At 70.1% G+C, this 24927-nt stretch carries 20 protein-coding genes and 2 pseudogenes; 6 read left to right on the top strand and 16 right to left on the bottom strand.

What is annotated here, in order from left to right; genetic code table 11:
* Positions 1-25: 25 nt before the first annotated feature.
* From ADK86_RS35875 to ADK86_RS35855, 7 genes and pseudogenes are all read right to left on the bottom strand, one after another.
* Entirely contained in the window at positions 26-265 is a 240-nt protein-coding gene (locus ADK86_RS35875; RefSeq protein WP_063789171.1) for a PLDc N-terminal domain-containing protein, read from the bottom strand.
* Between the two features lie 1162 nt (positions 266-1427).
* Positions 1428-3071 carry an MFS transporter gene (locus tag ADK86_RS35870; RefSeq protein WP_078952493.1) on the bottom strand — a complete coding sequence of 548 codons (1644 nt, stop codon included), beginning with the start codon at positions 3069-3071 and terminating at the stop codon, positions 1428-1430.
* A gap of 145 nt (positions 3072-3216) precedes the next feature.
* Positions 3217-3690 (bottom strand): MarR family winged helix-turn-helix transcriptional regulator, encoded by a 474-nt coding sequence (locus ADK86_RS35865; protein WP_053700390.1) that lies wholly within the window; start codon positions 3688-3690, stop codon positions 3217-3219.
* Between the two features lie 695 nt (positions 3691-4385).
* Positions 4386-4496: pseudogene (locus ADK86_RS45840) on the bottom strand (BTAD domain-containing putative transcriptional regulator); the annotation flags it as partial.
* A 46-nt stretch (positions 4497-4542) separates the two neighbouring features.
* Positions 4543-6213, bottom strand: coding sequence for a nitronate monooxygenase (locus tag ADK86_RS35860; RefSeq protein WP_053700389.1), 1671 nt, complete (start codon positions 6211-6213; stop codon positions 4543-4545).
* Between the two features lie 179 nt (positions 6214-6392).
* Positions 6393-6785, bottom strand: coding sequence for a hypothetical protein (locus ADK86_RS43535; protein WP_159394038.1), 393 nt, complete (start codon positions 6783-6785; stop codon positions 6393-6395).
* Between the two features lie 466 nt (positions 6786-7251).
* Positions 7252-8079 (bottom strand): S1 family peptidase, encoded by an 828-nt coding sequence (locus ADK86_RS35855; RefSeq protein ID WP_420718904.1) that lies wholly within the window; start codon positions 8077-8079, stop codon positions 7252-7254.
* Between the two features lie 1187 nt (positions 8080-9266).
* Here ADK86_RS35855 and ADK86_RS43530 point away from each other — a divergent pair.
* A complete protein-coding gene (locus ADK86_RS43530; RefSeq protein WP_159058076.1) occupies positions 9267-9524 on the top strand; it encodes a hypothetical protein in 258 nt (85 codons plus the stop codon).
* A gap of 238 nt (positions 9525-9762) precedes the next feature.
* Here the strand turns inward: ADK86_RS43530 and ADK86_RS35850 are convergent, their stop codons facing one another.
* Genes ADK86_RS35850 through ADK86_RS35840 form a run of 3 tightly spaced genes read right to left on the bottom strand, consistent with a single transcriptional unit; the run spans position 9763 to position 12334 of the window.
* Positions 9763-10986: a beta-ketoacyl-[acyl-carrier-protein] synthase family protein gene (locus ADK86_RS35850; protein WP_053700387.1), complete on the bottom strand. Its 1224-nt coding sequence runs from the start codon at positions 10984-10986 to the stop codon at positions 9763-9765.
* A complete protein-coding gene (locus tag ADK86_RS35845; RefSeq protein WP_030604099.1) occupies positions 10983-11249 on the bottom strand; it encodes an acyl carrier protein in 267 nt (88 codons plus the stop codon). The genes ADK86_RS35850 and ADK86_RS35845 overlap by 4 nt, the downstream gene beginning before the upstream one ends.
* A 41-nt stretch (positions 11250-11290) precedes the next feature.
* Entirely contained in the window at positions 11291-12334 is a 1044-nt protein-coding gene (locus ADK86_RS35840; protein ID WP_053700386.1) for a 3-oxoacyl-ACP synthase III family protein, read from the bottom strand.
* A gap of 192 nt (positions 12335-12526) precedes the next feature.
* Here ADK86_RS35840 and ADK86_RS35835 point away from each other — a divergent pair, with 192 nt between their 5' ends.
* Together ADK86_RS35835 and ADK86_RS35830 are read left to right on the top strand one after the other, a co-directional pair.
* Positions 12527-14779: an MMPL family transporter gene (locus ADK86_RS35835; RefSeq protein WP_053700385.1), complete on the top strand. Its 2253-nt coding sequence runs from the start codon at positions 12527-12529 to the stop codon at positions 14777-14779.
* Positions 14779-15681 carry an AurF N-oxygenase family protein gene (locus ADK86_RS35830; RefSeq protein WP_053700384.1) on the top strand — a complete coding sequence of 301 codons (903 nt, stop codon included), beginning with the start codon at positions 14779-14781 and terminating at the stop codon, positions 15679-15681. The genes ADK86_RS35835 and ADK86_RS35830 overlap by 1 nt, the downstream gene beginning before the upstream one ends.
* 3 nt (positions 15682-15684) lie before the next feature.
* Here ADK86_RS35830 and ADK86_RS35825 read toward each other — a convergent pair whose 3' ends face one another.
* The 3 genes from ADK86_RS35825 to ADK86_RS45835 all read right to left on the bottom strand — a co-directional run bounded on the left by ADK86_RS35825 (position 15685) and on the right by ADK86_RS45835 (position 17907).
* Entirely contained in the window at positions 15685-16557 is an 873-nt protein-coding gene (locus ADK86_RS35825) for an SDR family NAD(P)-dependent oxidoreductase (protein ID WP_267888830.1), read from the bottom strand.
* Between the two features lie 365 nt (positions 16558-16922).
* A complete protein-coding gene (locus tag ADK86_RS35820) occupies positions 16923-17213 on the bottom strand; it encodes an Lrp/AsnC ligand binding domain-containing protein (RefSeq protein WP_199834537.1) in 291 nt (96 codons plus the stop codon).
* Between the two features lie 445 nt (positions 17214-17658).
* Positions 17659-17907, bottom strand: coding sequence for an AsnC family protein (locus ADK86_RS45835; RefSeq protein ID WP_078952490.1), 249 nt, complete (start codon positions 17905-17907; stop codon positions 17659-17661).
* 638 nt (positions 17908-18545) lie between these two features.
* Here ADK86_RS45835 and ADK86_RS35815 point away from each other — a divergent pair.
* Both ADK86_RS35815 and ADK86_RS42800 read left to right on the top strand, forming a co-directional pair.
* Positions 18546-19469 carry an endo-beta-N-acetylglucosaminidase H gene (locus tag ADK86_RS35815; RefSeq protein WP_053700381.1) on the top strand — a complete coding sequence of 308 codons (924 nt, stop codon included), beginning with the start codon at positions 18546-18548 and terminating at the stop codon, positions 19467-19469.
* A 102-nt stretch (positions 19470-19571) separates the two neighbouring features.
* Positions 19572-19822: pseudogene (locus ADK86_RS42800) on the top strand (leucine zipper domain-containing protein); the annotation flags it as partial.
* Positions 19823-20790: 968 nt separating this feature from the next.
* On the opposite strand, the gene ADK86_RS35810 reads toward ADK86_RS42800, so the two are convergent.
* Positions 20791-21807: an amidohydrolase family protein gene (locus ADK86_RS35810; RefSeq protein ID WP_053700380.1), complete on the bottom strand. Its 1017-nt coding sequence runs from the start codon at positions 21805-21807 to the stop codon at positions 20791-20793.
* A gap of 98 nt (positions 21808-21905) precedes the next feature.
* Positions 21906-22622: an SDR family NAD(P)-dependent oxidoreductase gene (locus ADK86_RS35805; RefSeq protein ID WP_053700379.1), complete on the bottom strand. Its 717-nt coding sequence runs from the start codon at positions 22620-22622 to the stop codon at positions 21906-21908.
* 291 nt (positions 22623-22913) lie between these two features.
* Here ADK86_RS35805 and ADK86_RS35800 point away from each other — a divergent pair, with 291 nt between their 5' ends.
* A complete protein-coding gene (locus ADK86_RS35800) occupies positions 22914-23951 on the top strand; it encodes an Lrp/AsnC family transcriptional regulator (RefSeq protein ID WP_078952489.1) in 1038 nt (345 codons plus the stop codon).
* 494 nt (positions 23952-24445) lie between these two features.
* Here ADK86_RS35800 and ADK86_RS43525 read toward each other — a convergent pair whose 3' ends face one another.
* Positions 24446-24622, bottom strand: a complete 177-nt coding sequence (locus ADK86_RS43525) for a hypothetical protein (RefSeq protein WP_159394037.1) — start codon at positions 24620-24622, stop codon at positions 24446-24448.
* Positions 24623-24927 lie beyond the last annotated feature (305 nt).

The raw sequence follows: 24927 nt of genomic DNA, 5'->3' as shown, positions 1-24927 counted from the left end.
CACAGACACAAGCCGGTCGCGGAAGTCAGAGGGCGACCGGTGCGCTCCGGGCCTGAGGTCGGCCGACGAGGAACCACAACACGATGCCTAGAAGCGGCGCCATCAAAACGAATATTACCCAGGCACATTTCATTCCCTTCCCGGCGGGAGAGGTGATAATGCTGATGAGCGCACCGATGTACATCCCTCCGACGACGAGGATGAAAAACATAACCACAGCAGCGAGCGGGTGACCGGCTGCCTGACCGTCCGCGACAATAACCATCAGGTGTTCGTGTGATATGTACATGCCTTTATTCGATCTGATTGATGGTGAAGGATGCGACTTCGCGTACGGATGGAGCGTCTACCATCGGCAGCCGAAGTAGTAATCGAATGGTGAGTCGACGTTGGGATAGTAATACACACCAGGGCTTTCTTGTCGACGGATACACCGAAGGAATACCGGGTTCGGGACTGTAGTCCCGGCTCAGTAAGGCTAAGGTCCCGAACTGCGTTTCCCCAGATGCTCCTACCGGGGTAGCGAAAGCTTCGTCCACCAGGAAGAGGGGGGGGGTGATCTCGTCTTCGGTGATCTGCCTGCAGCGCGAGATTCGGGGCGGCCTGCCGCACAGCCCACCCCCATGGCCAGAGGAGCCAGCGCGTGTCGGCTCGGACAGCGGGGCAGGATCGGCTCGCTTCGTTCCTTGGGGAAGGTGGACAGGCACGCGGGTCCGAGCCGGCGGCGGCCAAATGCCGGTGACGACCCCAGCCCGGCCCGCCTATCCCCGACCGCTCTCCTCTTCCTCCTCGAAGTCCGGCATCGGTGCGGGCTCGGCATCGAGCATCCGCTGCGCCGTCCAGTACCGCTCCACCGCAGCAGGATCCTGCTGCGCCGAAAAGACCACCGTGGGCTCGGCGGGCGCGACATCCTCCGCCCGGCCGTCCGGTCAGCTTCGGGCGCAGCGCTGCAGGGCGGCACGCTGTCCGTCTTCGTACGCGATCCGGCGGGCCAGGACGGTACGGTCGATGTGTGGTTCAACGGCTGCGAGGACCAGCGCTTCAGCTCTTCCGGGGCCAGGGCTTCGACTTCCCACTGCACGGGATGGGCGGGGTCAAGGCCGTGGCGGCGGGCGAAGGCCGGCCAGTCCGGCCCCGCACCCGACGACACCGTCCCGCCCCGCCTCGCCGAGCCCGGGCCTCCCGCTGCGGCACCGACAGCGCCCCGACGGCCGCCGCCTCTGGGCACTGCTGGACCTGTAGTCACCGACGGACGCCCCCGGTCATCGCCGCCGTTTCCCACCTGGTCTTCAACGGTCTGCTGATCGTCATCATCACCTCGGCCGGCGGGGAGAGGGCCGGGCGGGAGCCTTCGCAAGCCGACGGCCCAGCCGGGGCCACCCGCGCCTTCGCCGGCGCGCGTCCCCGGCCGGGCCGGTCCTTCGGCGTCAGTTCCCCGTGTCGGCCCGCGGGTTGGGCCGTATGCCGGCCGCGGCGAGCACCGCGCCGACCACGCACAGCACGCCGGTGACCAGGGCTGCCGTACGCACCCCGTTGATGAACGCCTGACCGCTGCCCTCCACGACCGCGGACTTCAGCCATTCCGGCATGTCGCCGGTGACCGGTGAGACCCCCATGGCGACCGCGTCCTTGGCCTCATGCAGGCGCGCGGTCATGGAGCCGGGAACCCCGGCCGCGGTCAGCTCGTCAGTCAGGGTGGATCCGACCCTGCTGCTGATCAGGGACATCAGTACGGAAGTGCCCAGCGCGCCGCCGACCTGCAACGCGGTGGCCTGCAGGCCACCGGCCACCCCCGCGTCGCTGACCGGCGCATTGCCGACGATCGCGTCGGAGGAGGCGGCCATCACCATGCCCACGCCGAGGCCGAGCGCGATGAACGGCGGCCACATCGCGGCGTACGGGGACTGCACGCCCCAACCGAGCATGCCGAAGGACGCGCCCGCCTGCAGCACCATGCCCAGCGGCATGGACACCCGGGCACCGAACTGCTCGGTGAGCTTCGCCCCCACAGGCGAGGCGACCACGGAGGCCAGGCTCAGCGGCAGGGTGCGCACACCGGCCTCGACGGGCGTGAAACCGCGGACATTTTGCAGGTAGAGCATGACGAAGAAGATCGAGCCGAGCAGGACGAAGAAGTTGACGGCGCTGATGACCGTACCGATGGCGAGTGTACGGCTGCGGAACAACCTCATCGGCAGAAGGGGGTGCCCCCGGCGCGCGGCATCCGCTCCGGTCCGCGAGCCGGACACAGGGCGTTCGAGGCGCCTCTCGTACCAGCCGAAGGCCAGCACAACGACGACGCCCGCCGCGAGCACGCCGAGAGTCGACCCTGCGCCCCAGCCCCACGTCTCCCCCTTGACGACGCCGAAGACGACCAGGAGCAGACCGAGCGCGAGAAGAACCACGCCCGGAATGTCGAAGCGGTGCCGACCGGCGGGGCTCTTGCTCTGCGGCAGGACGAACGCGCTGAACGCGAGGGCCACGCCACCAATGGGAGCGTTGATGTAGAAGACGGACTCCCAGTTGACGTGCTCGACGAGCAGTCCGCCCACGATCGGCCCGAGCGCCGTGGACACGGACGACACCATCGCCCAAATCCCCACCGCCATGGCGAACTTCCTCGGCGGGAAGGCCGCACGCAGCAGACCCAGCGTGTTGGGCATGAGCAGCGCACCGAAGAAGCCCTGCACCGCGCGGAAGGCGATGACACCCCCGATCGAGCCGGACAGGCCGATGGCGACAGAGGCCAGCGCGAAACCGGCGACACCGACCAGGTAGTAGGTGCGCCGTCCGAACCGGTCGCCGAGCTTCCCGCCGAGAATCAGAGCGGCGGCGAGAGCCAGCAGGTAGGAGTTGGTGACCCACTGGAGGTCAGCGGCGGAAGCATGCAGGTCCCGGCCGATCTCCGGGTTCGCGATCGAGACGACCGAGCCGTCCAGACCGACCATGAACAGCCCGAAGGCGACGGCGATGAGCGTCAGCCAGGGATGGCCGCGCCGGCCACGGGGGACATCCGGTACGGGCGGGGAGTGGGCGGGCACGGGCGAGCGGCCCATGAGGGAAGAGGACATGAAGGTGCCTTGCTTCTTCGAAGGGTGGGAACAGGGGGCACAGGGTCGCCGGGAACGCCGAAGGGTCAGGCCGAGAACACGGCCTGACGGCCCGGAACACGGCGTTGCCGTAGAGGTCGGCGCACTACTCGCGGCCGATGGGGCCTCAGTGCGCAGCGGGGTGGATCCGCTGCGCCAATCCCCGGAGGGCGCCGAGGGCGGACCCGATGGCATCGAGGTCCCCGTCGGAGAGGGCGTGCAGCGCCTCGACGAGGTAGCCGTCCACGAGGCTGTCGACCTCGGCGACCCGGCGGCGTGCCTTCGCCGTCAGATGCAGGTGCGCCACACGCTTGTCCACGGCGTCCTGCCGACGCTCCAGCAGGCCCTGGGCGGCCAGTTGAGTGACCAGGGCACTGACGTTGTTGGGCTTGACGAGCAGCGCGTCGGCCGCCGCGCGTACGGTGACCCCGTCATGTTCGGCGACGTACCGCAGCAGCGCGAGCTGGCCATCGGGAAGCCCGGGAAACGGAAGGTCCTGGACGACCCGCCGGTCGATCGCCCGGTGCAGTGCGGGCAGGACAGCCGTGAGCCCGGAGGCAATACGGCGGATGTCCTGGCCGGACGCACTGGAGGCGGGCATACAAAGAACTTTAGGTATGCCGACATACCTAAGTCAAAGTGCGCCATTGCTGAGACGGAGCCCAGACACCCCTATCCCGCACCTCAGCCTCCGCACCTCTGGGCCAGCGCCGGACCGGCGGGCCGTCCCGTGACCCGCACGTCACAGCCAGGCACCCGAACCGGCCTTGGTCGGGATTCACCCAGGCGGCGAGGGCGCGGATCGCAAGGAGAGGACTCTTTCGGGGCCTGGGGATCATCAGCCCGACGGCGGTCGGCGTGCAGCTCAGCGCAGCGCTCACAGGCAGCGTCGGCGGACAGATACGACCGAGCTGCCCGACGCCGACTCCGGAACCCGTCGCCAGGTGACGGAGCACCGGCTGCACAAGGCCGTGACCGCCGACCCGGCCCGGGACGAGCAACGGCGCCGGCGGGCCGCCGAGGCGAAGTCACCCGGACGGCCGTCGCGCAGCACTCCCGGACCGAGCCGGCGGCCTTGGCCGCCGCCGCGACGCATCCGTGCCGTCCGCGCCGGTACCAGCGGTACCCCTGCCCGGACCTGCACGCCCGCCGCACCTCGGCATCGGCCTCCACGGCCCGGCCCAACCGCGCCAGGGCTCTGCTGCGGCACTCCAGCAGGACCTGCCCATTCACCGGCGCCGCTCTGCCTCATCCACCGCCCTCAGTACGACCAAAGCGCGACTCAGAGCCCCCGCGACCGGGACCGACACCGAGCTTCTGCTCCAGCAACCGGCGGGTAACGGTGTAGACGGCCAGAGCCTCGGCCTGGCGACCGCCACGGTAGAGCGCCGACAGCAGCAACCCCCGGCTACCATTCGGCCACAAGCTCACCCGGCGCAGCCCGTTGCCACAGTCATCGGCGTCGGAGGCCCGGTCCGATTGTCCGGGGTGGGGCCCCGACTCCGCGGTCCCCCGTCAGCCACTCCACCACCTCGACTGCCCGGTAGGGGCCGCCGTCCGGGCTCAATTCCGCCAGGAAATCCAGGTCCTGACCCAAGGTGATGACCGGTGGTTCGTCGCGTCCGAGGGGATGACGCTGGCCGAGCCCGACGGTGGCCAGCAGCCCGTTGCACAGGCAGAGACGGCCCTCGGTGTCGGCAGCCGAGCCGCCCTTGCGCAGGTAGGCGGCCTCCGGTTCGGCGGGGCAGCGATAGCCGATCGCGCCTTCGGCGGTCCGGTAGGGGACCCGCAGGTAACCAAGGTCGCACACGCGGCGACGGGCTGTCCGGACCGCGGGGTCGGACAGTGTGCCCGCCACCTCGGCGACCTTGAAGGGAAAGCCGGTGGGGGACGCCAGCGGATCGTTTCGCACTTCCAGCGCCCCGGCGCGGGCCTGCGTCCTGAGCACCTTGCGCAGGCCGGGCTCCAGGCCCGACTCTTCGCACAGCGCGAACACACTGCCTACCTGCACACCGGCTGCGCCCAGGGCTCGTGCCGCCGCGAGCCGTTCGGGGTGGGCGGCACCACCCGCGAGCCAGAAGGGAAGACCGATCCCCACCATCTTCGCGAGATCGGGGTGATCGCGCGGCCCATAGACAGGCTCGCCCCTCGCATCAAGCTTCAGAGCGCCGCGGGGCGGAGCGCTGTGGCCGCCCGCGCGATGGGTCTCGATCACAAATCCATCGGGAGCCGTGGCTTCGTCACGGACCAGGTACGAGGCCAGCAGCGGCAGCGACACGATGGCGAGCACGTTCGGCCGTCGCAACGGTCGGGCGAAAACCGGCGAGGGGGTGACACGGGTCGTCTCGGCCGTGGATGGCCTCGCAGCGGGGGCGGGCGACTCGATCCGCACATCTTGTACCTGTCGCTTCCCTTGTGTCGGCGCCTTTCCACGGCACCCAGTCCTCTCGCCCCCGCCGCCGTTACCGCCCCCGCACCGACAGCCCTGGTCCGCCCCGAAGCCCGTGCGGCCCAGCAGAGCGGCCGGATCGAAGCGATGGTCGTAGTCTTCCTCGGACCCGTCGAACCTGACACGCACGGTCACCGGCTCCATTCGCGCGAGTTTCCGCGCCAACTCGGGCACGTGCCCTGGGACGCCCGCACCCACCAGGACGTAGTCCACTCCCGCGAGGATCGCTCCGAACATGCCGGGGGCGAGTCCCAGTTGGACCTTCTCCAGATAGTTGATCCCGACCGGGCCCGTGTGCCCCTCCTTGGCGAGCCACACCTCCACGAAGTTCCCGAGGACGGTGAGCAGCTCGGCCTGCTCCCCACGCTCGACCCGCAGCATCGGCTGCGCACGAAGGCGCTCTCCCGCCGCGACACCGCCTTCGACGTAGAAGCGGTCCAGGACCGCGGCCGCCGGCTCCGGTACGGGAAAGGCCGCAAGGGCGCGGCGCACGCCACCGCCCGGGTCGCCGAGCTGGAGCCGCCGCGTCAGGAGAGCGTCCAGTGCCGTGCCCGATACGACACCGAGCTGCCCGACGGAGCTGACCGCGCGGGCCAGCCGCCAGCCGGAGACGCCAACACCCATCCCGCCCTGGATGACCTCCGGCAGTTCTCCGTCCATCCTGACCACCGGCATACCGCACCACCTCGCTGTTCGAGCTCCACAACCTACGGTTCCGTAAGTTTGGTCAGAGACCTAGTTTTGGCTACCGAAGTCCGCAGGCACCCCGGCGAAAGGCCCGACTTCAGGTGACCAAAGCCCCCCCGACAGCGACTCATGGGCCTCAACCACCTGTCCACATGGGCACGCGTGGGTCAGGAGGAGGACAGGGCCGACTGCGGCGAGGACCAGGCGCTGTAGTTCGTGCGGTTCGAGGGCCTCGACCTCCCATCGCACCGGGCGGGCGGGATCGAGGCCGTGGCGGCGGGCGAAGGCCGGCCACCGCGGGTCGTCGCGCTTGCCTTCGGTCGCCGGCAGACCGTACGCGCGCACCCGCTCGTACGTGAGCAGCACGCGGGTGCAAGGGCGGTGCGGCGGCGGACGACATCGGCGTAGGGCCGGGAGCCGAAACCGCGCACCACCAGGACGGGGATGCCGTACTCGGCCGGCCGGCCCGTCAGCTGCTGGCGCAGGATGCCCTTCTCGGCGGCAACGTACAGGACGTGCTGCTGGCCCGCGGCGCGGTCCAGACGAAACCACTCCGGCATCTGGCGTACGAGCGCATCGGCACCCGGCCAGGAGGGCGGTACGTGGACGTCGCGAACGTGTCGATCAAGTCGGGGAAGCGGCCCTCGCGGCGGGCCCGGGCCGGCCTCGCGGACAGCCGCCGGTACACCGGCGCCGTGTGCGGCAGCACCCCCGCCGAAACCAGGCGGTACAGCACCTGTCGCAACACACCTCACCCGACTTGTGCGGGCACTGTACGAACGCCTCGACCGCCTGGAAGCCGCAGCGCCAACCTCCTCTTGACGGCACCCCAGCCCCAGTCACGGCAGGGGCTGTTCCCCACCATCAGTCTCGATGAACAACTTCCCGTACGGCCGGCGCTTCTTACCAGACCGCACGAACACGATGACACCGCACGGCACCCGGCATGACGAGAGGGCGCACCTGAACCCCGCTCATAAGATCACGAGGCGGAACGAGCACACCGGCACAGCGTCGCATCCCGGATCAGCCGTTGCGGTACATCGTCCGGTGGATCCAGCCCGCGTACGCGGGCGCGCTGGTGTAGAGCCCCGGGCCTTCGCTGCATCGCACGCCCGGGACGCCCGGGCCCGAGGTGACGCCGATGAGTTCCCAGCGTCCCTTCCGGTCGCGCCGGAGCTGGGGGCCGCCCGAGTCGCCGTGGCACGCCATGGCCTTCGGCACCTGGCTGACCGTACACAGGCGGGTGCTGCCCGCGAAACCCGGCGCGCACTCGGAGACCGCTGCCCTGCGCGTGTCGAGCTCCTGGAGCCGGTTGGGGAAGACCCCCTTGGCGGGGTCGGAGGCGGTGTCGTCGACAGTGCCGAAGCCCAGAAGCCGGGTCGGGGTGCCGGGCCGTCCCGGGGTGTCGGCGATGCGGACGGGCTTCTCGGAGACCGGGCGGTCCAGGCGGAGCAGAGCGAGGTCATCGCGGTTGGCAACAACGTTCTCGCCGTTCCTGTAGCCCGGGTGGGACATCGTCTTCGCGATGGAGCGGACCGTGCCCCCGGACTTCTTCCACACACTGCCGATACGGACGGTGCCGTCCAGGGTGACGAGCTTCGGATCCACGCAGTGCGCCGCGGTGAGCACCCACTTCGAGTCGATCAGCGTTCCCCCGCAGACCGCCTTGAAAGCTGGGTCGTCCACGCTCCTCACCGGGATCGACACCATGAACGGGTAACGCTGCGTCGAATCCTTGCCGTTGACGATGGCTTCGGCACTGCCGGTCATCATGGCGGCGCACACCGCGCCCGCCAGGAACACCGCGGCGGTGCGCGCCACCGTGCGGCGCGAGGACTTCGGACTGGACACTGGTTCTCCGATCGGACGAGCCGTTGCGACGTGCTCAGCCTCCGCCATCAAGAGGAACTGATCCATCCGGCCAGCAGGCCTGTCCAGGTTCGGTCAGCGCCCCCTCCAGGGTAGGGAAAACCCCAGGCCGTACGGTTCGCCAAGGACGACCTGCAGGGCGTGCGGCACCTTCACCGCCGTCCGACGCGACAGCGCCTCGCCAGACGCGGCGCTGCGCGCGTACGCCGGTACCAGACCTGTCCGGGGCCGACCAGATGGCCACACCGGGCGTGCCGCGTCGTTCCGTACCACCTACCGCTCCGCGCGGACGGTGGCCGCCTGCGGTGTCTGGACGGCGACGAACGCGTCCCGGCTGCCGGGGCCCGAGCACACGCCCCCGAAACTTCGGTCCCGACAGCGCACCGGATCGGTAGTCCTGACCACGGCCCGCCCGCACTGACCGGCTGTACGCCGGCCGCGGCGCCGGGCTCTCGTACCACGGAGCCCGCCTTCACACACCGGTCTGCCGAGACCAGATGGACCCGGTCGGCTTCAGACATCGGGCCAGGAGACGAGGACAATGCCTCCGGAACCACCAAGCGCCCCTCCCCCGTAGAGCACGGCAACGAAGAAGACAGCCAGCGGGCCAGGACAGCGTACGCAAAAGCGCCCACACGCCCAAGGAGGCCGGTGGCAAGAGGGCCATCGCCACGGCACCGGTCAAGAAGGCCACGGCGCAGAAGAAGGCGACCGGCGACCGTCGCACCAGCTGACCGCAGCGCACTGGCCGCTTACGAAGTGCGAATCTCAACGCCGGTGGTCGCGGGCCGGCGTCCGCGTCGGTGTCCTGGCTGCACGGGCTCTGACGCGCGCAGCTGAAGGGCTGTGTGGCGCAGCGAATGTGAACTAAGGATAGGGATGCAAATTCGCAGGACGCCTTCGTGCGAGTCGGCAGTAGTGCCTGCGGAGCGTTGGTGAAGGACTTGTAACGATAGCCCAAACCCCCCTTGAAGTGTCTTCTGGCCGATGTTTCTACTGAAATCTCCCGTGGCGTCACGGGGGCACCCTCGAAGCAGGAGGAAATTTTGCGCACAGCAATGAACAGGACTGTAGTGGCAGCCGCTGGCGCGACCCTACTGGTGGGCACAGTCGGCGTTGGGCCGGCGGAAGCACAAGGCAAGGATGTGATAGTTCAAAATTCCCGAGGCATGGCCAAGTTCGACCACCGGGGCGACAAGGTGGTCGCATGGGACAAGAAGCCCGACGGTCGCTGGATCGAGGCGGAAATCATGTGGAACCTCGGAGGCAAGCCGGGTACCGAAGGTTTCAGCGTTTACGCCAAAGGGGCCGGCACGCTGAAGACGAAACGTGCCCGCATCCCTGAGGGCAGGAAAGTAGCGATCCGGATGTGCGTATGGAAGCCTGGTCGCACGGATTGCTCGGCTTGGCATTATGGGCGCGCCTGATTATCGAATACGAATGCCTTGCCCCCGTCTTGGAGGGGCAGGGCACTCGGAAAATTGGTCAAATGGCATCGCCGTCCACTTTCTTGCGGGCCGCGGCGCTGGGTCCGAAGGCCAGCAGTGCCTCCTCTTCCACGCCGTCACATCCACTGCGGCTATGAGGTAGAAGCGCAGGCCACCTTCGCCCCGCACCGCTTCGGGTGAAGACGCCCGAATTCCATGAATACGCCGGCACACAAGCTCAGGCCCGCTGCAAGATCAGCACCGTGTTGTGCCCCCCGAATCCGCAGGAGTTGCTGGCGACCGCGTCCATGCGGTGCGGGCGCGGGGCTTTGGCGACAACGTCGAGGGCGATGTCGGGGTCGAGGTGTTGGAGGTTGGCCGTGGGCGGGATGGTCTGGTGGCCGAGGGCCAGGGCGGCCAGCGCCGCTTCGATGGCGCCTGCCGCGCCGAGGGGGTGGCCGGTGACTCCCTTGGTGGAGGTGACGGGGGGCGGGTGGCCGTCGAAGATGCGGGTGAGGGCGGCACCTTCGATGCGGTCGTTCAGCGGTGTTCCGGTGCCGTGGGCGTTGACGTGCCCGATGTCGCAGGTGGTGAGCCCGGCGTCGGCGAGGGCGGCCGTGAACGCATGCTCGATGCCCACGCCGTCGGGGTGGGGGGCCGCGTAGTGGTAGCCGTCGGTGGAGGTGCCGTATCCGCTGAAGTACGCGTGGGGCCGGGCGCCGCGGGACCGGGCGTCGGCCGCGCGTTCCAGGACCATCAGGCCGGCGCCTTCGGCGAGGACGAAGCCGTCGCGGTCCACGTCGAAGGGGCGGCTGGCGCCCTCGGGGTCGTGCAGGCGGGTGGACAGGGCCCCCATCTGCGCGAAGCACGCGGAGGGCAGCGGGTGGCAGGGGGCTTCGGCGCCGCCGGCGAGGGCGATGTCGCAGCGGCCGGCCAGGAGCAGGTCGCGTGCGGTGCCGAGGGCGGTCGCGCCGGAGGCGCAAGCGGTGGTGACGGCCATGCTGGGGCCGTGGGCGCCGAGGGCGATGCAGATCTCCGCCGCGGCGGCGTTGGCGGTGGTGCGGGGGATCAGGAGCGGGGAGAGCTTCTCGTAGGCGCCGTCGATGAGTTTGCGTACGGCGGGGATGACGAGGTCCTTGCTGTCGTAGCCGACTCCGACGACCACGCCGATCCGGGCGCCGTCCCAGGTGGCCGGGTCCAGGCCGGCGTCGTCGACGGCCTGCCGGGCGGCGGTCAGGGCCAGGTGCGTGAAGCGGTCCATGCGCCATACCTGCGGTCCGAGCACGGCTTGGGCGTCGAACGGCGGTACACGGCAGCTGATGGGCACCGGCACCTCGCCCAGGGACGGGTCGACAGCGGCGGTGGGGGTCCCGGAGCAGACCGTGCTCCAGGTGGCTTCGGTGCCGACTCCGGCGGGGGTGACCAGGCCGATGCCGGTGACGGCGATGTCGTCGCCCCTCATGCGAGCGCCTCCGGCACCGGGGCGGGCTGGGCCTGGTCGAGCACGGCCGCCGCCTGGGCCAGGGTGACCTGGAGGGACTTGAGCGCGTCGTCGCCCGTGGGAACGCGCAGGCCCAGTTCGTCCTGGAGGACGCAGAGCAGTTCGACGACGGCGAGGGAGTCCAGGCCGATGTCCTCCAGGGTGGCCTCGGGCCGGATGGTGTCCTCGGGGATGTTGAAGTGGCTGATCAGTACGGACTTGACTGCTTCGTAGACAGGCGTCATCGGACATTCCTCGGTCGTCGGGACGGGAGCGGGAGGCGGCTTCACAGCCGCAGCGTCATCAGGCCGGCACTGCTGCCGGCGGCCAGACCGATGAGGGCGACGAGGTCGCCGGGGTTGGCCCGGCCGGTTTCGAGGGCGCGGGTGAGCTGAAGGGGGAGGGAGGCGGAGGCGACATTGCCGTGCTCGGGGAGGGTGATGATCAGTTTGTCGCGGGGGACGCCGATCTCCGGCCCGCACAGTTCGTCGAGGTCGGCCAGGGCGACCTGGTGGGCGCCGATGAAGGCGAAGTCGTCGAAGGTCAGGCCGAGTTCGTCCAGTGCGCGGTGCAGGTGGGCGCGGCCGAGGGCTCGCAGGCTGTCGCGCATCCGGACGCTGTCCATGCGGAAACAGGCGGCTGCTTCCGGGCCCGAGCGGTGGCGCAGGGAGGCGATGCCGCCGTGCAGCACGGTCGCCGAGGGCCAGGCCGCGGAGTCGGCGGCGAAGCGGCAGCCCAGGATGCCCCGGGGCGGCAGTGGGCGGGGAGTCTCCTGGGCCGTCCACAGGAGGGCGGCACCGGCGTCGGAGAAACCGTAGGCAGGCAGTGCGCGCGCGAACGCCGCCGCGTCGGGGATGCGCAACTGGGCGGCGACGGAGGGCGCCTCGCCGCAGGTGATCAGGATGGTGCGGTACCGCCCGGACGCGATCAGCGCCTGCGTGATCTCCATGGCGTTGAGCACACTGTTGCAGGCGTTCTTCACGTCGAAGACCGGGCAGGTCAGGGCGAGTTTGGCGGCCACGACGTGGGATGTCGCCGGCTCGATCATGTCCTGGCTGGCCGCCGCGAAGATCATCAGGTCGATGTCGGCGGGCCGGACGCCCTGGTCGGCCAAGAGCTTGCGGGCGGCGCCGGCCGCCAGATCGGACGCCTGCTGCTCGTCGTCGATCAGGTGAACACCCGTCACCCCGGTCAGCTGGGTGATCAGCCCGGGAGGCGGGGTGAAGCCGCCGCTGGCGGCCGCGATCTGGGCCTCCCGTTCGCCCATGCTGACCCAGCGCTCGGGCAGGTACGTGGTGGCCCCCGCCAGGCAGGCCCGAAGGTCGCTCATGGCCTCACGCTAGGGCGGCGCCACCGGGCGCCACGGCTTCCCACGCCGTTGATGTGTTTAAGTGCCCGCGTTTGGCGCTACCGGACGTTCGCCTGAAGAGGTGGCGATGTGTTGCCGGGCCCGCTCCCTGTCTACACATGGTGGCGACAAGGGAGTGCGGAAGCCCGTCCCGCGAAGGGGTGAGTCACGACGATGCGCAGCCTCCGGTGCCGCGTTCCGTGGGTCGTTCTGGCGCTGGCCGCGGGGCTGGCGGCGGTCTGCGCCTGGTTCGGGGCAGCGGTGGACGGGCAGCTGTCGCCGGGAGGGGTCGTGCCGGCGGCGACCGAGGCCGCCCGTGCCGACCGGCTGCTGCGCGAAGGTTTCGCCTCCGCCCCGCCCCACCTCGTACTCGTCACCCGCGTGTCCGGCGCCACCCGGTCGGTCGAAGACCGCGCCGCGGCGGCCCAGGGGGACCGGCTGGTACGGCAGCTGAGCGCCGACCGGTCCGTCGCCCAGGTGGTCTCCTACTGGCAGGCCAAGGCGCCGTCGCTGCGCTCGGCGGACCGGCGCAGCGCCCTGGTACTGGTGCGGCTGCACGGACGCGAGCAGGAGGCGACGGCGGCGGCCGGACGGCTGGTACCGCGGATGGCCGGCCGCCATGGCCCGTTGCAGGTCGAGGTCACCGGCGAGGCGGCCTCCCGCGCCGAGGCACTGCGGCTGGCCGGGCGGGACCAGATCCGCGCGGAACTGCTGGCCCTGCCGCTGACCGCGCTGCTGCTGCTCGTGGTGTTCGGCTCGGCGGTGGCCGCCCTTCTGCCCGTTGCCGTCGGTGCACTGGCCGTACTGGGAGCCCAGGCCGTCCTGCGACTGCTCACCTTCTGCACCGAGGTGGCGGTGAGCGCGACCAACATCTCCTCCGCGCTCGGGTTCGCCCTCGCCGTCGACTACAGCCTCTTCCTGCTCGCCCGCTACCAGGAAGAGGCCGCGACCGGCGCCGAACCCGGCGCCGCCCTGCGCACGGCACTGCGGACCGCGGGCCGGGCCGTGCTGTTCTCCGCAGGCATGGTCATCCTGTCCCTGGCCTCGCTGCTCGTCTTCCCGCACACCATCCTGCGCTCCGTCGCCTACGGCGGCATCGCGGTCACCGCCTTCGCGGCCCTGGCCGGCCTGGTCGTGCTCCCGGCTCTCCTGACGGTCCTGGGGCCCCGCGTCCACCGGCCGGGCGTCCTCACGCGACGGCGCCGCCGTATCGGTCCCGGCCCGCTCTCCGGGAGCCGGGCCGCCGGGCCGGGAAGGTGGGGGCGCACGGCCCGGGCCGTCCAACGGCGGCCCGGACTCGTGGCCGTCGGCGTCACCGCGGTGCTGCTGGTGCTCGCCACCCCTTTCACCCGTGTGCAGATCGGTCTGTTCGACGACCGCGTCCAGCCTGCCTCCTCCACCGTCGCCAAAGCCGGTACGGTGCTGCGCCACGACTACCGGCTCGGCGCCGTGATCACTCCGGCGACCCTGGTCCTGCCGCACTTCGACCTCCGGCAGCGCGCCGCCGAGCTCGACGCCTACGCCCGGCGCGTCTCCCTCCAAAAGAGCGTGGAACGGGTGGAAACGGCCACCGGCTCCTACGCCCGCGGCGTCCACACGCCTCCGGCGGGCACCACGGCATCCGCCTTCGCCTCGCCCCGCGGCGTCTGGCTGGCGGTCGCCACCCCCGGCGAGCCCTACTCCCCCGCCAACCGCGACCTCGCCCGGACCCTGCGCGGGCTGCCCGCCCCCGCGCCCGTCCTCGTCGGCGGGCCCGGCGCCGTCCTAGACGACGTCCAGCGAGCGCTCCTCTCCCGCCTGCCCTGGTGCCTGCTGCTGGCAGGGTTGACGCTCCTGTCGCTGACCCTGCTGCTGACCCGGCGGCCGGTCATGGCCCTCACGGCGCTGCTGCTCAACGCCCTGAGTCTGGCAGCCAGTTTCGGCGCCCTGGTCTTCGTCTTCCAGGAAGGTCATCTGGCCGGCCTCCTGGGCGGCTTTCCCGTCACCGGCACCACGGACGTGCTCATGCCGGCGCTCATCTTCGGCATCGCCTTCGGCCTGTCCATGGACTACGAGATCTTTCTCCTCGCCCGCGTCTGCGAGGAGTACGAACGGGCCCCCGACGCCGCGACCGCCGTGGTCCGGGGCCTGGACCGCACCGCGCGCCTGTTCACCTGGGCCGCGCTCACCCTGGCCGTCGTCATGGCCGCGCTGGCCACGTCGGACCTGGTGATGCTGAAGATCATCGGTGTCGGCCTCGCCCTCGCGGTCCTGCTCGACGCCACCGTCGTCCGCGGGCTGCTCGCCCCTGCCGTACTGGCCCTGGCCGGACGCGCCGCCTGGTGGAGCCCCTGGCCCCGCCCGTCGGCCCCCATCCCGCGGCCCCTGCCACAACGTCGGCCCCTCACCGGGCCGGCCGGTACGAAACACCCCAGGAGTGACCCCTGATGACCGACCAGGCCCTGCGGCCCCGCAGCCCCCAGACCACCGCCCAGCGTCTGCTGGACGCCTCCGCGGCCCGCTCCTACGACCCCGCGACGGACATCGACTGGGACACCCCCCTGCTGGACGACGCCTGGTTCTGGCCGCCCGAGCGGCTCGCGCTCTACGGCACTCCCCTGTGGGAGCGCATGGACCACCGGCAGCGCCTCGAACTCTCCCGCCACGAAGCAGCCCACATGGCCCAGATGGGGCACTGGTTCGAGCTGGCCATCATCCGCATGTTCACCCGCCACCTGATGAACCGTGACGTCCTGGACGCACGCGCCTTCTACGCGCTGACGGAAATGGGCGACGAGACCCGGCACATCACCATGTTCGGGCGGCTGCTGGCCACACTCGGCTGCCCGGCCCACCGCGTCCCGGCCCGCGTCCGGCTCCCCTTCCCGCCGGCCGCGGCCGCGTTCCAGGACATCACCACCTTCACCAGCGCCCTGATCATCGAAGAAGTGCTCGACCGCCTCCAGCGGGAGGCCGCCCAGGACGACCGCGTCCAGCCCCTGGTGCGGTCGGTGTGCCGTCTGCACGTGGCCGAAGAAGCACGCCACGTCAGCTTCGCCCGCGCCGAACTGCGCGAGGCAGTGACGCACGCCTCCCGGGGCCGGCTGGCCCGCCACCGCCTCCTGACGGCCCTGGTCGCCTCCCACACCGTCCCGCCGCTCCTGCGCCCCGACCGGTACGGCGACCTCGGGCTCACCCCCGGCGAAGCCCGCCGCCAGGCACGCCACAACCCCCACCACCGCGCCACGATGCTCTGCTGCGGGGAGAAGCTGATCGCCTTCCTCACCGAAGTGGACCTGATCAGGCGCCCCCAGCACCACCTGTGGCGCCGCTCCGGCCTGCTGGCCTGACCGTCACCACGGCGTGCACCAGCGCCGCGCCGCGTACTCGACCAGCGGATGGGCGGGAGCGCCCATCGCCACCCGCTTGAAGTGGTCCCTCACACGTACGGGGACCAGCGCGTCGGCAAGCAGCCCCGCCTTCGCCTGCCTGCCGACCACATACCGGTGGCGCGGCCGACGGGCTACGAGCGCCCGGCAGACAGCCGACACGACCGGATCCGCGCTCGGCAGCCGCGTACCGGACTCCCGTAGCGCCGCCTCCGCCACCCGGTACATGTCACCGAACAACGTCGGCCGGCCCGCCAGCGCCGCCAGACCATCGGCGGCCCGGCCCTGAATGGCACTCGCGTACGCGCCCGCCTCGACGACCGCGACCTGCACCCCACCGGGCCCGGCCTCCATCCTCAGCGCATCGTTCAAGGCCCCCAACGCCGCCTTGCCCGCGCAGTACCAGCCCATACCCGGAGCCGTGATGCGGCCCGCGAGCGACGAGACGTTCACGATGCGCCCCTCCCCGCGCTCACGCATCCCCGGCAGCACCAGCCGGGCCATGCGCGCGGCTCCCACCACATTGACTTCCAGCAACTGCCGCACCGCCGCGTCCTCAAGGTCCTCCACCGCCCCCACCAGCGGGACACCGGCGTTGTTCACCAAGGCCCACGGTCCGCCTCCGGTGGCCTCCGCGACCTCCGCACACGCTCTGCGGCAGGAATCGGCATCCGCCACATCCAGCAGCACCGTCCGCAGCCCCACAGCGCACTCGGCCGCCACAGCCCGAAGCTTCTCGGCCTTCGGCTCGTCACGCGCCGTGGCGAAAACGTCGAACCCGGCCCCGGCCAGACGCAGCGCCACCCCCAGACCCACACCACTCGTCGCACCCGTCACCAGAACACTTCGACGCACCACACACCTCCACAGAAGCGACACCCGCCCACCATGCGCACCCACCCCTCCCGGCAGCTGAAGGCCGCTCCGGTGTGTCGCACAACCACCCTGCGAGTTCAGCCGTTCACCTCGGTTGGCAGGCGGCGCGGACTGGCGGTGGGTCCGGATCGCCAGGCGGTGGTGGTTCGAGGGGCGGCGGCGCTCTATCGCAGCGGCGGCGCTCTACCGCAGCGGAAACCCGGGTGCGGCCGCGGGGTGTGGCCGTGACCCGCGCGTTTCGATTGAAGTCCTGCAGCAGTTCGCGTGCGGCTTGCAAGGTGTTGCCGTCATCGGCAGCGATGAACTGCGCTTGGGAGTGTCGGCCGTCATCTCCTGGTGCGGTCGCTGCTCGGGCCGCGGGCATGTAAGAGGAAGGGGGTGGCGAGGCGTTTGACCTCGCGCAGGGTGGGAGCGGTGTCGATGCTGTGGGTGCCTGGCAGGGCACTGAGGTCCTGATCGATATTGGCGTACAGATTGGCCGGAATGCGGAAGATGCCGTTGGCGACGAGGTTGGCGGGTCCGGTGACGGCGGCGGCGATCTCAGGGTGGGTGGCGAGGGTTTCGCCGACGTTGCGCAGGTGGGCGGGCGCCACCGTCAGCCACAACTGGGTGCTCATGTGGTGACCGAGCAGCTGGGGGTCGAAGTCGACGAAGAGGCCGAGCGCGCTGTGGTGGCGCAGGCGCTGGAGGTGGCGCTGGACGCTGGAGGCCGAACGAACGGCGGCTTGCTCAGTGCTGGCAGGGTGGCGCGGCCGTCACGAGCGAATGCGGCGAGCAGGGCTTGGTCGGTGGCGTCGAGGCGGAGTGGAACGACGCCGTCGAGGGAGGTTGCCACAGGGGCAGGGGTGCAAAAGCGGGTGGCGTGCCAGGTGGTGGTGGCGCCCTTGAAGATCCGCATCATGCAATGGGCACCGACGGACACGAGGTTCAAGGTCCGAGGAAGGGCGGACAGCAGCAAGGCGTTGCGTTCGTCTGTGGTGCGGGCGTTCAGGGCGCCAGTAGAGCTCGGTGCCGCCGGAGGCGAGGGTGACCCAGCTGGTGTCGGGGCGGCGGACGAGGCTGTCAGCCAGGGAGCCGGCCACGTCGGGGGCGCAACGCAGGCGCAGCAGCCAGCGGGTGTGCCCCAGCCGTTCGGGGTTGGGTCGACCGACGATCCGCAGGGCCGAGGCCGCGCAGGCGGCGGTAGCGGCGGGCGGCGGTGTGCTCGGAGACGCCCAGGGTACGGGCGAGTTGGCTGAAGGGGGCCCGGCCGTCGAGCTGGAGGGTGTGCAGCAGATGCTGCTCGATATCGTCCGGGCTGCCGGAATCCATCGCGCTCCCCCATCCCGTCGCCGGTTCTTTTCGTATCCGAGGGTACGGGCGGCGAGGGCGCGCGGGTCAGCCTGGTCCGTACGGACCAGGCCGTCGACCTGATGCTGTTCGAGGAGTGAGCGGAGAACGGCCCGGCTTGCGCAACCGAGTCCGTCGGGGCGAGTGGCAGCGGCGCCCAGAGCGAGAAGCGAGGAGCCCCCGGGGACGGGAACCAATGCACCGGCAAGGCCGTCATCGTCACCGGCGGGAGGACCGGTATCGGCAGCGCCGCCGGCGCACCCGCCGGTTCGATCGGCGTCATACGAGTTGCTGACACCTGACGACAAGTCCGCCATCACCGTGCCGACCATGGCCCTGACGCCCCTGGGCCGGCCAGCCTCTACGGCACGGTGGCCGACAGGTCGTACCCGGGAGACAGCAGTTTCCCCGGAGACGAGAACGGCCCGGTGGGCTCTGCCGCAGACCCACTGTGACACGGCGCGGGCCGACCTCCCAGATCTGAGCCATATCTGGAAGCTCACCTACAAAGTCAGTGGACCTCTTCCGGAACATCTGAATGGAGTGTAAAACTCGCAGATCTCACCCGGCGCTATCGAACAGGTCGGGCGCCGGCCCCTACGACGGGAGACCGATCCCCCATGTTGAACCTGGTACGGCGCAGAGTGCGGACGGCCGCACTCACGCTCTCGACCATCGCGGCCCTCGCCCTCGGCGCGACCGCCCCGACCGGCACGGCAGCCGCCACCACCCCCGCTCCCCGGAAGCAGGGGCCGACCTCGGTGGCCTACGTCGAGGTGAACAACCACAGCATGCTCAACGTGGGCAAGTACACCCTCGCCAACGGCGGCGGCAATGCCTTCGACGTCGCCGTGATCTTCGCAGCGAACATCAACTACAACACGGACACGAAGACGGCGTACCTGCACTTCAACGAGAACGTGCAGCGCGTCCTTGACAACGTTGCCACCGAGGTTCGGCCGTTGCAGCGGAAAGGCATAAAGGTCACCCTCTCGGTACTCGGCAACCACCAGGGCGCGGGCTTCGCCAACTTCCCGTCGCAGCAGGCGGCTTCGGCGTTCGCGAAACAGCTGTCGGACACCGTGGCCAAGTACGGCCTGGACGGCATCGACTTCGACGACGAGTACGCCAAGTACGGCACCAACGGCACCGGCCAGCCCAACAGCAGCTCGTTCGTGCACCTGGTGATGGCGCTGCGCGCCAACATGCCGGACAAGATCATCAGCCTCTACAACATCGGCCCGTCCGCGTCGCGCCTCTCCTACGGCGGCGTCAACATCTCCTCCAAGTTCGACTACGCCTGGAACCCGTACTACGGCACCTGGCAGGTCCCCGGCATCGCACTGCCCAAGTCGAAGCTCTCACCGGCGGCCGTCGAGATCGGCCGGACCCCGCAGAGCACGACCGCCGGCCTCGCCCGCCGCACCGTCCGCGAAGGGTACGGCGTATACCTCACGTACAACCTCGACGGCATCGACCGCAGCGCCGACGTCTCCGCATTCACCAGGGAGCTGTACGGCAGCGAGGCCGTGTACACGCCCTAAGTGCGCTGCCCGCGAGCGTTGTTAACAGCCCGCTCGATTTGATCATGGCGAAGACCTCCGGTGCGGTGAAGGTGACTAGGCTTCACCGCACCGGAGGTTTTCGTGTCCCACCGCAATGCCCGGCCGACCGGCTTTGGCAGGCGGCTGCTGGTCGACCGGGGCCGCTTCGCCGACCCGTGGCCCGGGCCGCCGCGGAGATGGGCGTTTCGCGTCCGACCGCTCACAAGCGGATGCGCTGGTGGCGGGCGGAAGGCGACGCGGGCCTGTACGACCGCCCCAGCCGACCGCACACGCCCCCGCCCGCACCCCCGGGTCTCGAAGCGTCGGTGTGCCGATTGCGGAGCGAGCGGAGAACGGAGCGGCAGGCGGATCCGGATCCGCCGGGGCGAGCGCAATCGGCACCCTGAGCGAGGAGTTGCTGTGGACGGGGCTGTTTCATCGGCAAGGTCGTCATCGACACCCGCGGCGGGTCCGGCATCGGCGCCGGTGGCCGCGGATCGCCTCACGCGAGATGCCACGGTGCTCAGCGCCGGGCAGACCGAGGGCCCGCGGAAGCAGGCCGCCGCCAGCCCACCCGCCGGTCCGGCCATCATCACACGAGCCGCTGACATCCCCGGCGAGTCCGCCACCACCCGGCTGGCAGTGGGTGCGACAAGGAAGACGGCCGGTCGAATCTGCCGGTCAACAACGCAGGTTCCGGTGCGCCCAGCACTGTCGACACACCGACACCGCCACCTGGCGCCTCGTCCTGGCCGTCAATGCCGACAGGTGTCTCCTCGCCTCCAGAGCGCCGCTTCCTTCTTCCGCGGCGCGTCGGCAGCTGCGTCGACAACGCCGATCCGGTGTCCGGGCCCAGCACGCCCCGGGGCCTGGCCGCCCATCACGCCGCCGAACGGGCGCGGCTCTGGGACAGGTGACGCTGCGCGCTGACTGCCGCCACCGCTGCCGGACCCGTTCCCGGCTCCGGGGCATACGCAAGGGCGGAAGTCGCGGAGAGGATCGACGCCAGCGCGGCCGCAGTCGCCCCGTAGCCGAAATAGCATCGGGCAACGGAAGTGGAGGCCGAGGCAGAATGGAAGCGCTGGCCAATATCGACCAGCACCATGGCACCCGACCACGGCGACGAGAGCGGACGCGCCAACGCCGTGCACCCGAGCCTCACCCGCACCCCTCATCGAGAACGAGGACACGCTCGCCGCGCTCCGTCAGCCCCCCCGGCAACGCCCTGCCACACCAACCGAAGCCGCCGATGCCCTCGCCTTCCTCGGCGACCCGAACACTCGCTTCAGCAACGCCACCCATCCCCTACCGCCGACCGCCATCACCGAACATCACCCAGCCGGAACAGGGCCTCCGCATTGCCGGAAGCGATCCTGACGCGATCCGCGGGGCCGGGAACGGCATCGAAGAACTGCTCGACTGCCGCCGCGTCGGGCCGGTGGAAGGGGTAGTCGGTGGAGAACAACACACGGTCTGCGCCGGTGAAGTCCAGGGTGTGGCGCAGCAGCCGCTCCTGCAGCATCCCGCTGCAGGTGATGTGCATGTTGGTCCTGATGTAGTCCGACACCCGGCGTTCGAGATGCGTGGCAACACGGGAGAGGCTGTCGACCCGGTCCATCCAGAACAGCAGCATCTCGCCCCAGTGGCCGAGGACGAGCTGGAGACCGGGGTGGCGGTCGAACGTGCCCCGCAGGATGAGCCGCAGCGCGGCCAGGCCCGCGTCCATGTGCCAGCCCCAGCCGAAGCTCGCCAGAGCGAGGTCGATCTGTGGGTCCAGTCCCCGGTAGGCGGCATCGCGCAGCTCGTTGGAGGCGATCTGCGGGTGGAGGAAGACCGGCTGGCGCAGGCGGGCCGCGGTGGCGAGCAGGTCGTCGTAGGCGGGATCGTCCAGCATCCGGCTGCCGGTCCGGCCGAAGACCATGGCGCCGACGTGCCCCAGCCGGGTGGCGCACCGTTCGAGTTCCGCTGCCGCGGCCTGCGGATCGCCGGTCGGCAGCGTCGCGAACGCGCGCAAGCGGTCCGGATGCGCGCGCACCGCATCGGCGGCCTCGTCGTTCGCGTCTCTGGCCAGCACGATCGCCTCGCGGGCAGGGAGAGCCTGGGTGGCGGGCGTGACGACCGACAGAACGGAGACGTCGATGCCGGCGGCGTCCATCGCCTCGATACGGCCCTGTCCGATGTCCTCGAGCCGGGCCTGTCCGATGTCCTCGAGCCGGGCCTGGTTGTCACCCATGGTGTTGAAGACGACGCTTTCGTCCCGCGCCCCGCTCGGCAGGCGATCGAGCGCGTCGCGAATGGTGACGCTGTTCCAGTGTTCTTCGACTGCGACGACTTTCACGGTCAGGCCCTCCGGGCCGCCAACGGTGTCCCGACCAGCGGCCTCCACAGGTGCTCTGGGTGTGGTCGGGGGTGTGGTGGGAGGTATGCCGACGGGATTCACCACGGGACGGTCCGGCCGAAGCGGTCCAGGTACGCAAGGCCCGGCTTTCCCCGTCTCGACAGGAGTACGTCCACGATTTCCGGAACGGTCTCCTCGACGGTGAACGGCGCATCCTGCCCTCCCAGGTCCGTGCGGATCCAGCCCGGTGCCAGGAGCAGGAGGGCGCGCCGGGTCCCGGACTGCCGGACCGCAAAGCTGCGCATAAACATGTTCAGGGCTGCTTTGCTGCCACGGTAGACCTCGCGCAACCCGGTCGTGTTGTTCGTGATGCTGCCTTGCCCGGAGGACATCGCCCCGATCAGTCCGGTCGGAGACACGAGGTCTTCGAGGGCTTCGATGACGCGCAGGGGACTGAGCGCGTTGGTAATCATCACCTCGGCGAATTCGGCCGCCGGAACCGCGCCGATCGGCGTCGGCTCATTGTTCGTGGTCCCCGCATTGACAAAGAGGATGTCCAGTTCGCGTTGCGCCAGACGCTCGTGCAACGGCGCCAGCTGTGCGGGCTCGTTGATGTCGAGATGCTCGACAAGAACACGCCCGCCGGCCCGGTCCGCGAGGTCGTGCAACAGCGTTCGGGCAGCGGTGTTGCGGACCGTGCCGATGACGTTCCACCCCCTGCCGACCAGTTCGGCCGCCATCGCATAACCCAGGCCGCGGGACGCTCCGACAATAAGAGCGGTCGGCGTGTGCCGGCCCGCGTCAGCTGGTGACACTTGCGTTGATGACACTTCCGCGTCATCTCCTTTCTTCGAGTTGCAGGCTCGAACCAGGCCGCGAGCCCATACCGAGTCGCGGGCTCAGGCCGAGTTGCGGGCTCAGGCCGAGTTGCGGGCTCAGGCCGAGTTGCGGGCTCAGGCCGAGTTGCGGGCTCAGGCCGAGTTGCGGGCTCAGGCCGAGTGGTGAGCCAGGCGAGCCCCGATGCGCTGCAAGTTTCACCACTCCGCCGCCTCCGGCTCGCCCTCGTGAGGCAGATTTGTACGATTGCCCGCATGATGGGAGCCGCCATGACCGAATCCGCCGCCGTACAGCCCGACGATGTGCGAATCATTCGCGCGCTCCAGATCGCCCCGCGGGCCTCGTTCGCCTCGATCGCGGCCGTGCTCGGCCTCACCGAAGGCGCCGTCGGCCGCAGGTACCGACGGCTGCGCGCCGATGGCGTCCTCCGCGTCACGGGCGTCGTCGATCCCGGGGCCCTGGGACAGAGCAGGTGGCTGGTACGACTGCGCTGCCGCCCCGGCAGCGCCACGGCAACCGCCCACGCACTCGCCAAGCGCGACGACGTCAGCTGGGTGGCCCTCGGCGCCGCAGGCTCCGAAATCACCTGCGCAGTCCGGTCACGGACCCGCAAACAGCGTGAAGACCTCCTCGGCCAGCGGCTTCCGCGCACCGCATCCGTCATCGACATCAACGCCTCCGCCGTACTGCGCCAATTCGCCGGCGGCCGCGGTCACTACTGGGCCGCACTGAGCGGCACGCTGACTCCGCAGGAAGAATCGAGGCTCGGCAGCGAAGGCCCCCCTTTCACGGAATCCCCGGTCGTCACCCGCGAACCAGTACACCTCACCCCCGGGGACGAGAAAATGCTCGAAGCCCTCGCCGCAGACGGCCGCGCCAGCCTCGTCGATCTCGGCAGGGCAAACGACCTCACACCCGGGCGCGCATCACGCCGCCTACAGGCCTTGCTCCGGCACCGCGTCGTCTACCTAGATGTCGACATCGCCCCAGCCGCCCTGGGCTATCACGCTCGGGCACACCTTTGGCTGCGCGTACACCCCTCGGCAGTCAAAACCGTGGGACGCACACTCGCACACGAACCCGACATCGCCTTCGCCGCCGCCATCACCGGACCCCACAACATCCTGGCCACCGCACACTGCCGAGACCTCGACGAACTCTTCGAGTTCACCGCGGACCGCATCGGGCCGTTGCCCGGAGTCCAGAACATGGAAATCACCCCACTGCTCGAGCAGATCAAGCAGGTCGGCACACGCGTGTCCGGCGACCGCCTCGTCGAGCCGCGAAGCGCACCGGCACGACGCTGAGCAGCACACACCGCAGCCGCTGCCGCGCCGCGCCAATACCCTCCGTGGCAGGGCCGCGGTCGCGCGGGACGTGACGCGCAGCCCGTGTCCCGTACGAAACAGACTCCGGCCGCGGCCTCTTCGAGCGCAAGCTCCAGCGCCGCCACCACGGCGATTCGGCGGCGGCGAACGCATGGCCGGACCGGGGGCCGGTGGTAGGACGCAGGGCCGTACGCGGCGTGGAATGCGGAAGGCGCTGTGGTGCGTGTGCCCCGCCCAGGGCCCGGATTCCTGAAGGCGGCTTTGAGCGGCAACCGATCACGGGCCGACCGATTTCAGGATGCGGCACGTGAACGTGGAAGTGCTCAACTTCCACCTCCGACCGCGTTCGCGGAGTACCGCCCGTAATCCGATCAACGTCGAGGAAGTCGGCTCCAAAGCACCACGAAAGAATGGCCGACTATGGAGATCTGCTCCCATGCACGGCTGTCACCCCGCCGCGGCCCACCACAAGATCACGTATCGGACGCGCCGGCAGAGTCCGCGATGGCGATGGCAAGAGCGGCCGGCTGCGCCAGGAACGGCGAGTGCGAGCTGACGAGTTCGCGGACGGTTGTCGGCGCGTTGGAGACGGCGTCGATCTCATGGCTGAAGCGACGTTGTGAGGCTGCCGAGGTCACGTCGTCCTTCATGCAGACCACATAGGCATGCGGCACGGTGCCGTACCCACCGCGAGGTCAGCGCAATGAGGCCGATGACCACCGTGCGGGGTTCACGCCAGAGGGCCAGGCAGGGGCGACGTGCCGTGGCCTGGGGCGGGCCGACCGTGCGGGGTGCGGCCCCGGAGAGAAGACGCCCGGCGGCTACAGGCGGCGCGAAGACGGCGAGGTGACAACGTCTAGAGATCTTTAATGGTGGGAGTTCTCTGTCCCGGTGACGGCTGGTGGTGTCCTCGGTATGCCGGAGGGATGAGGTATCCCGATGGTGGCGGGCTGAC

It is taken from the genome of Streptomyces sp. NRRL F-5755 (genome assembly GCF_001279365.1).
GTDB classification, from domain to species: domain Bacteria; phylum Actinomycetota; class Actinomycetes; order Streptomycetales; family Streptomycetaceae; genus Streptomyces; species Streptomyces rimosus.
Note: the sequence above shows the minus strand (reverse complement) of the source record. Positions and strands in the feature narration are given on the sequence as shown.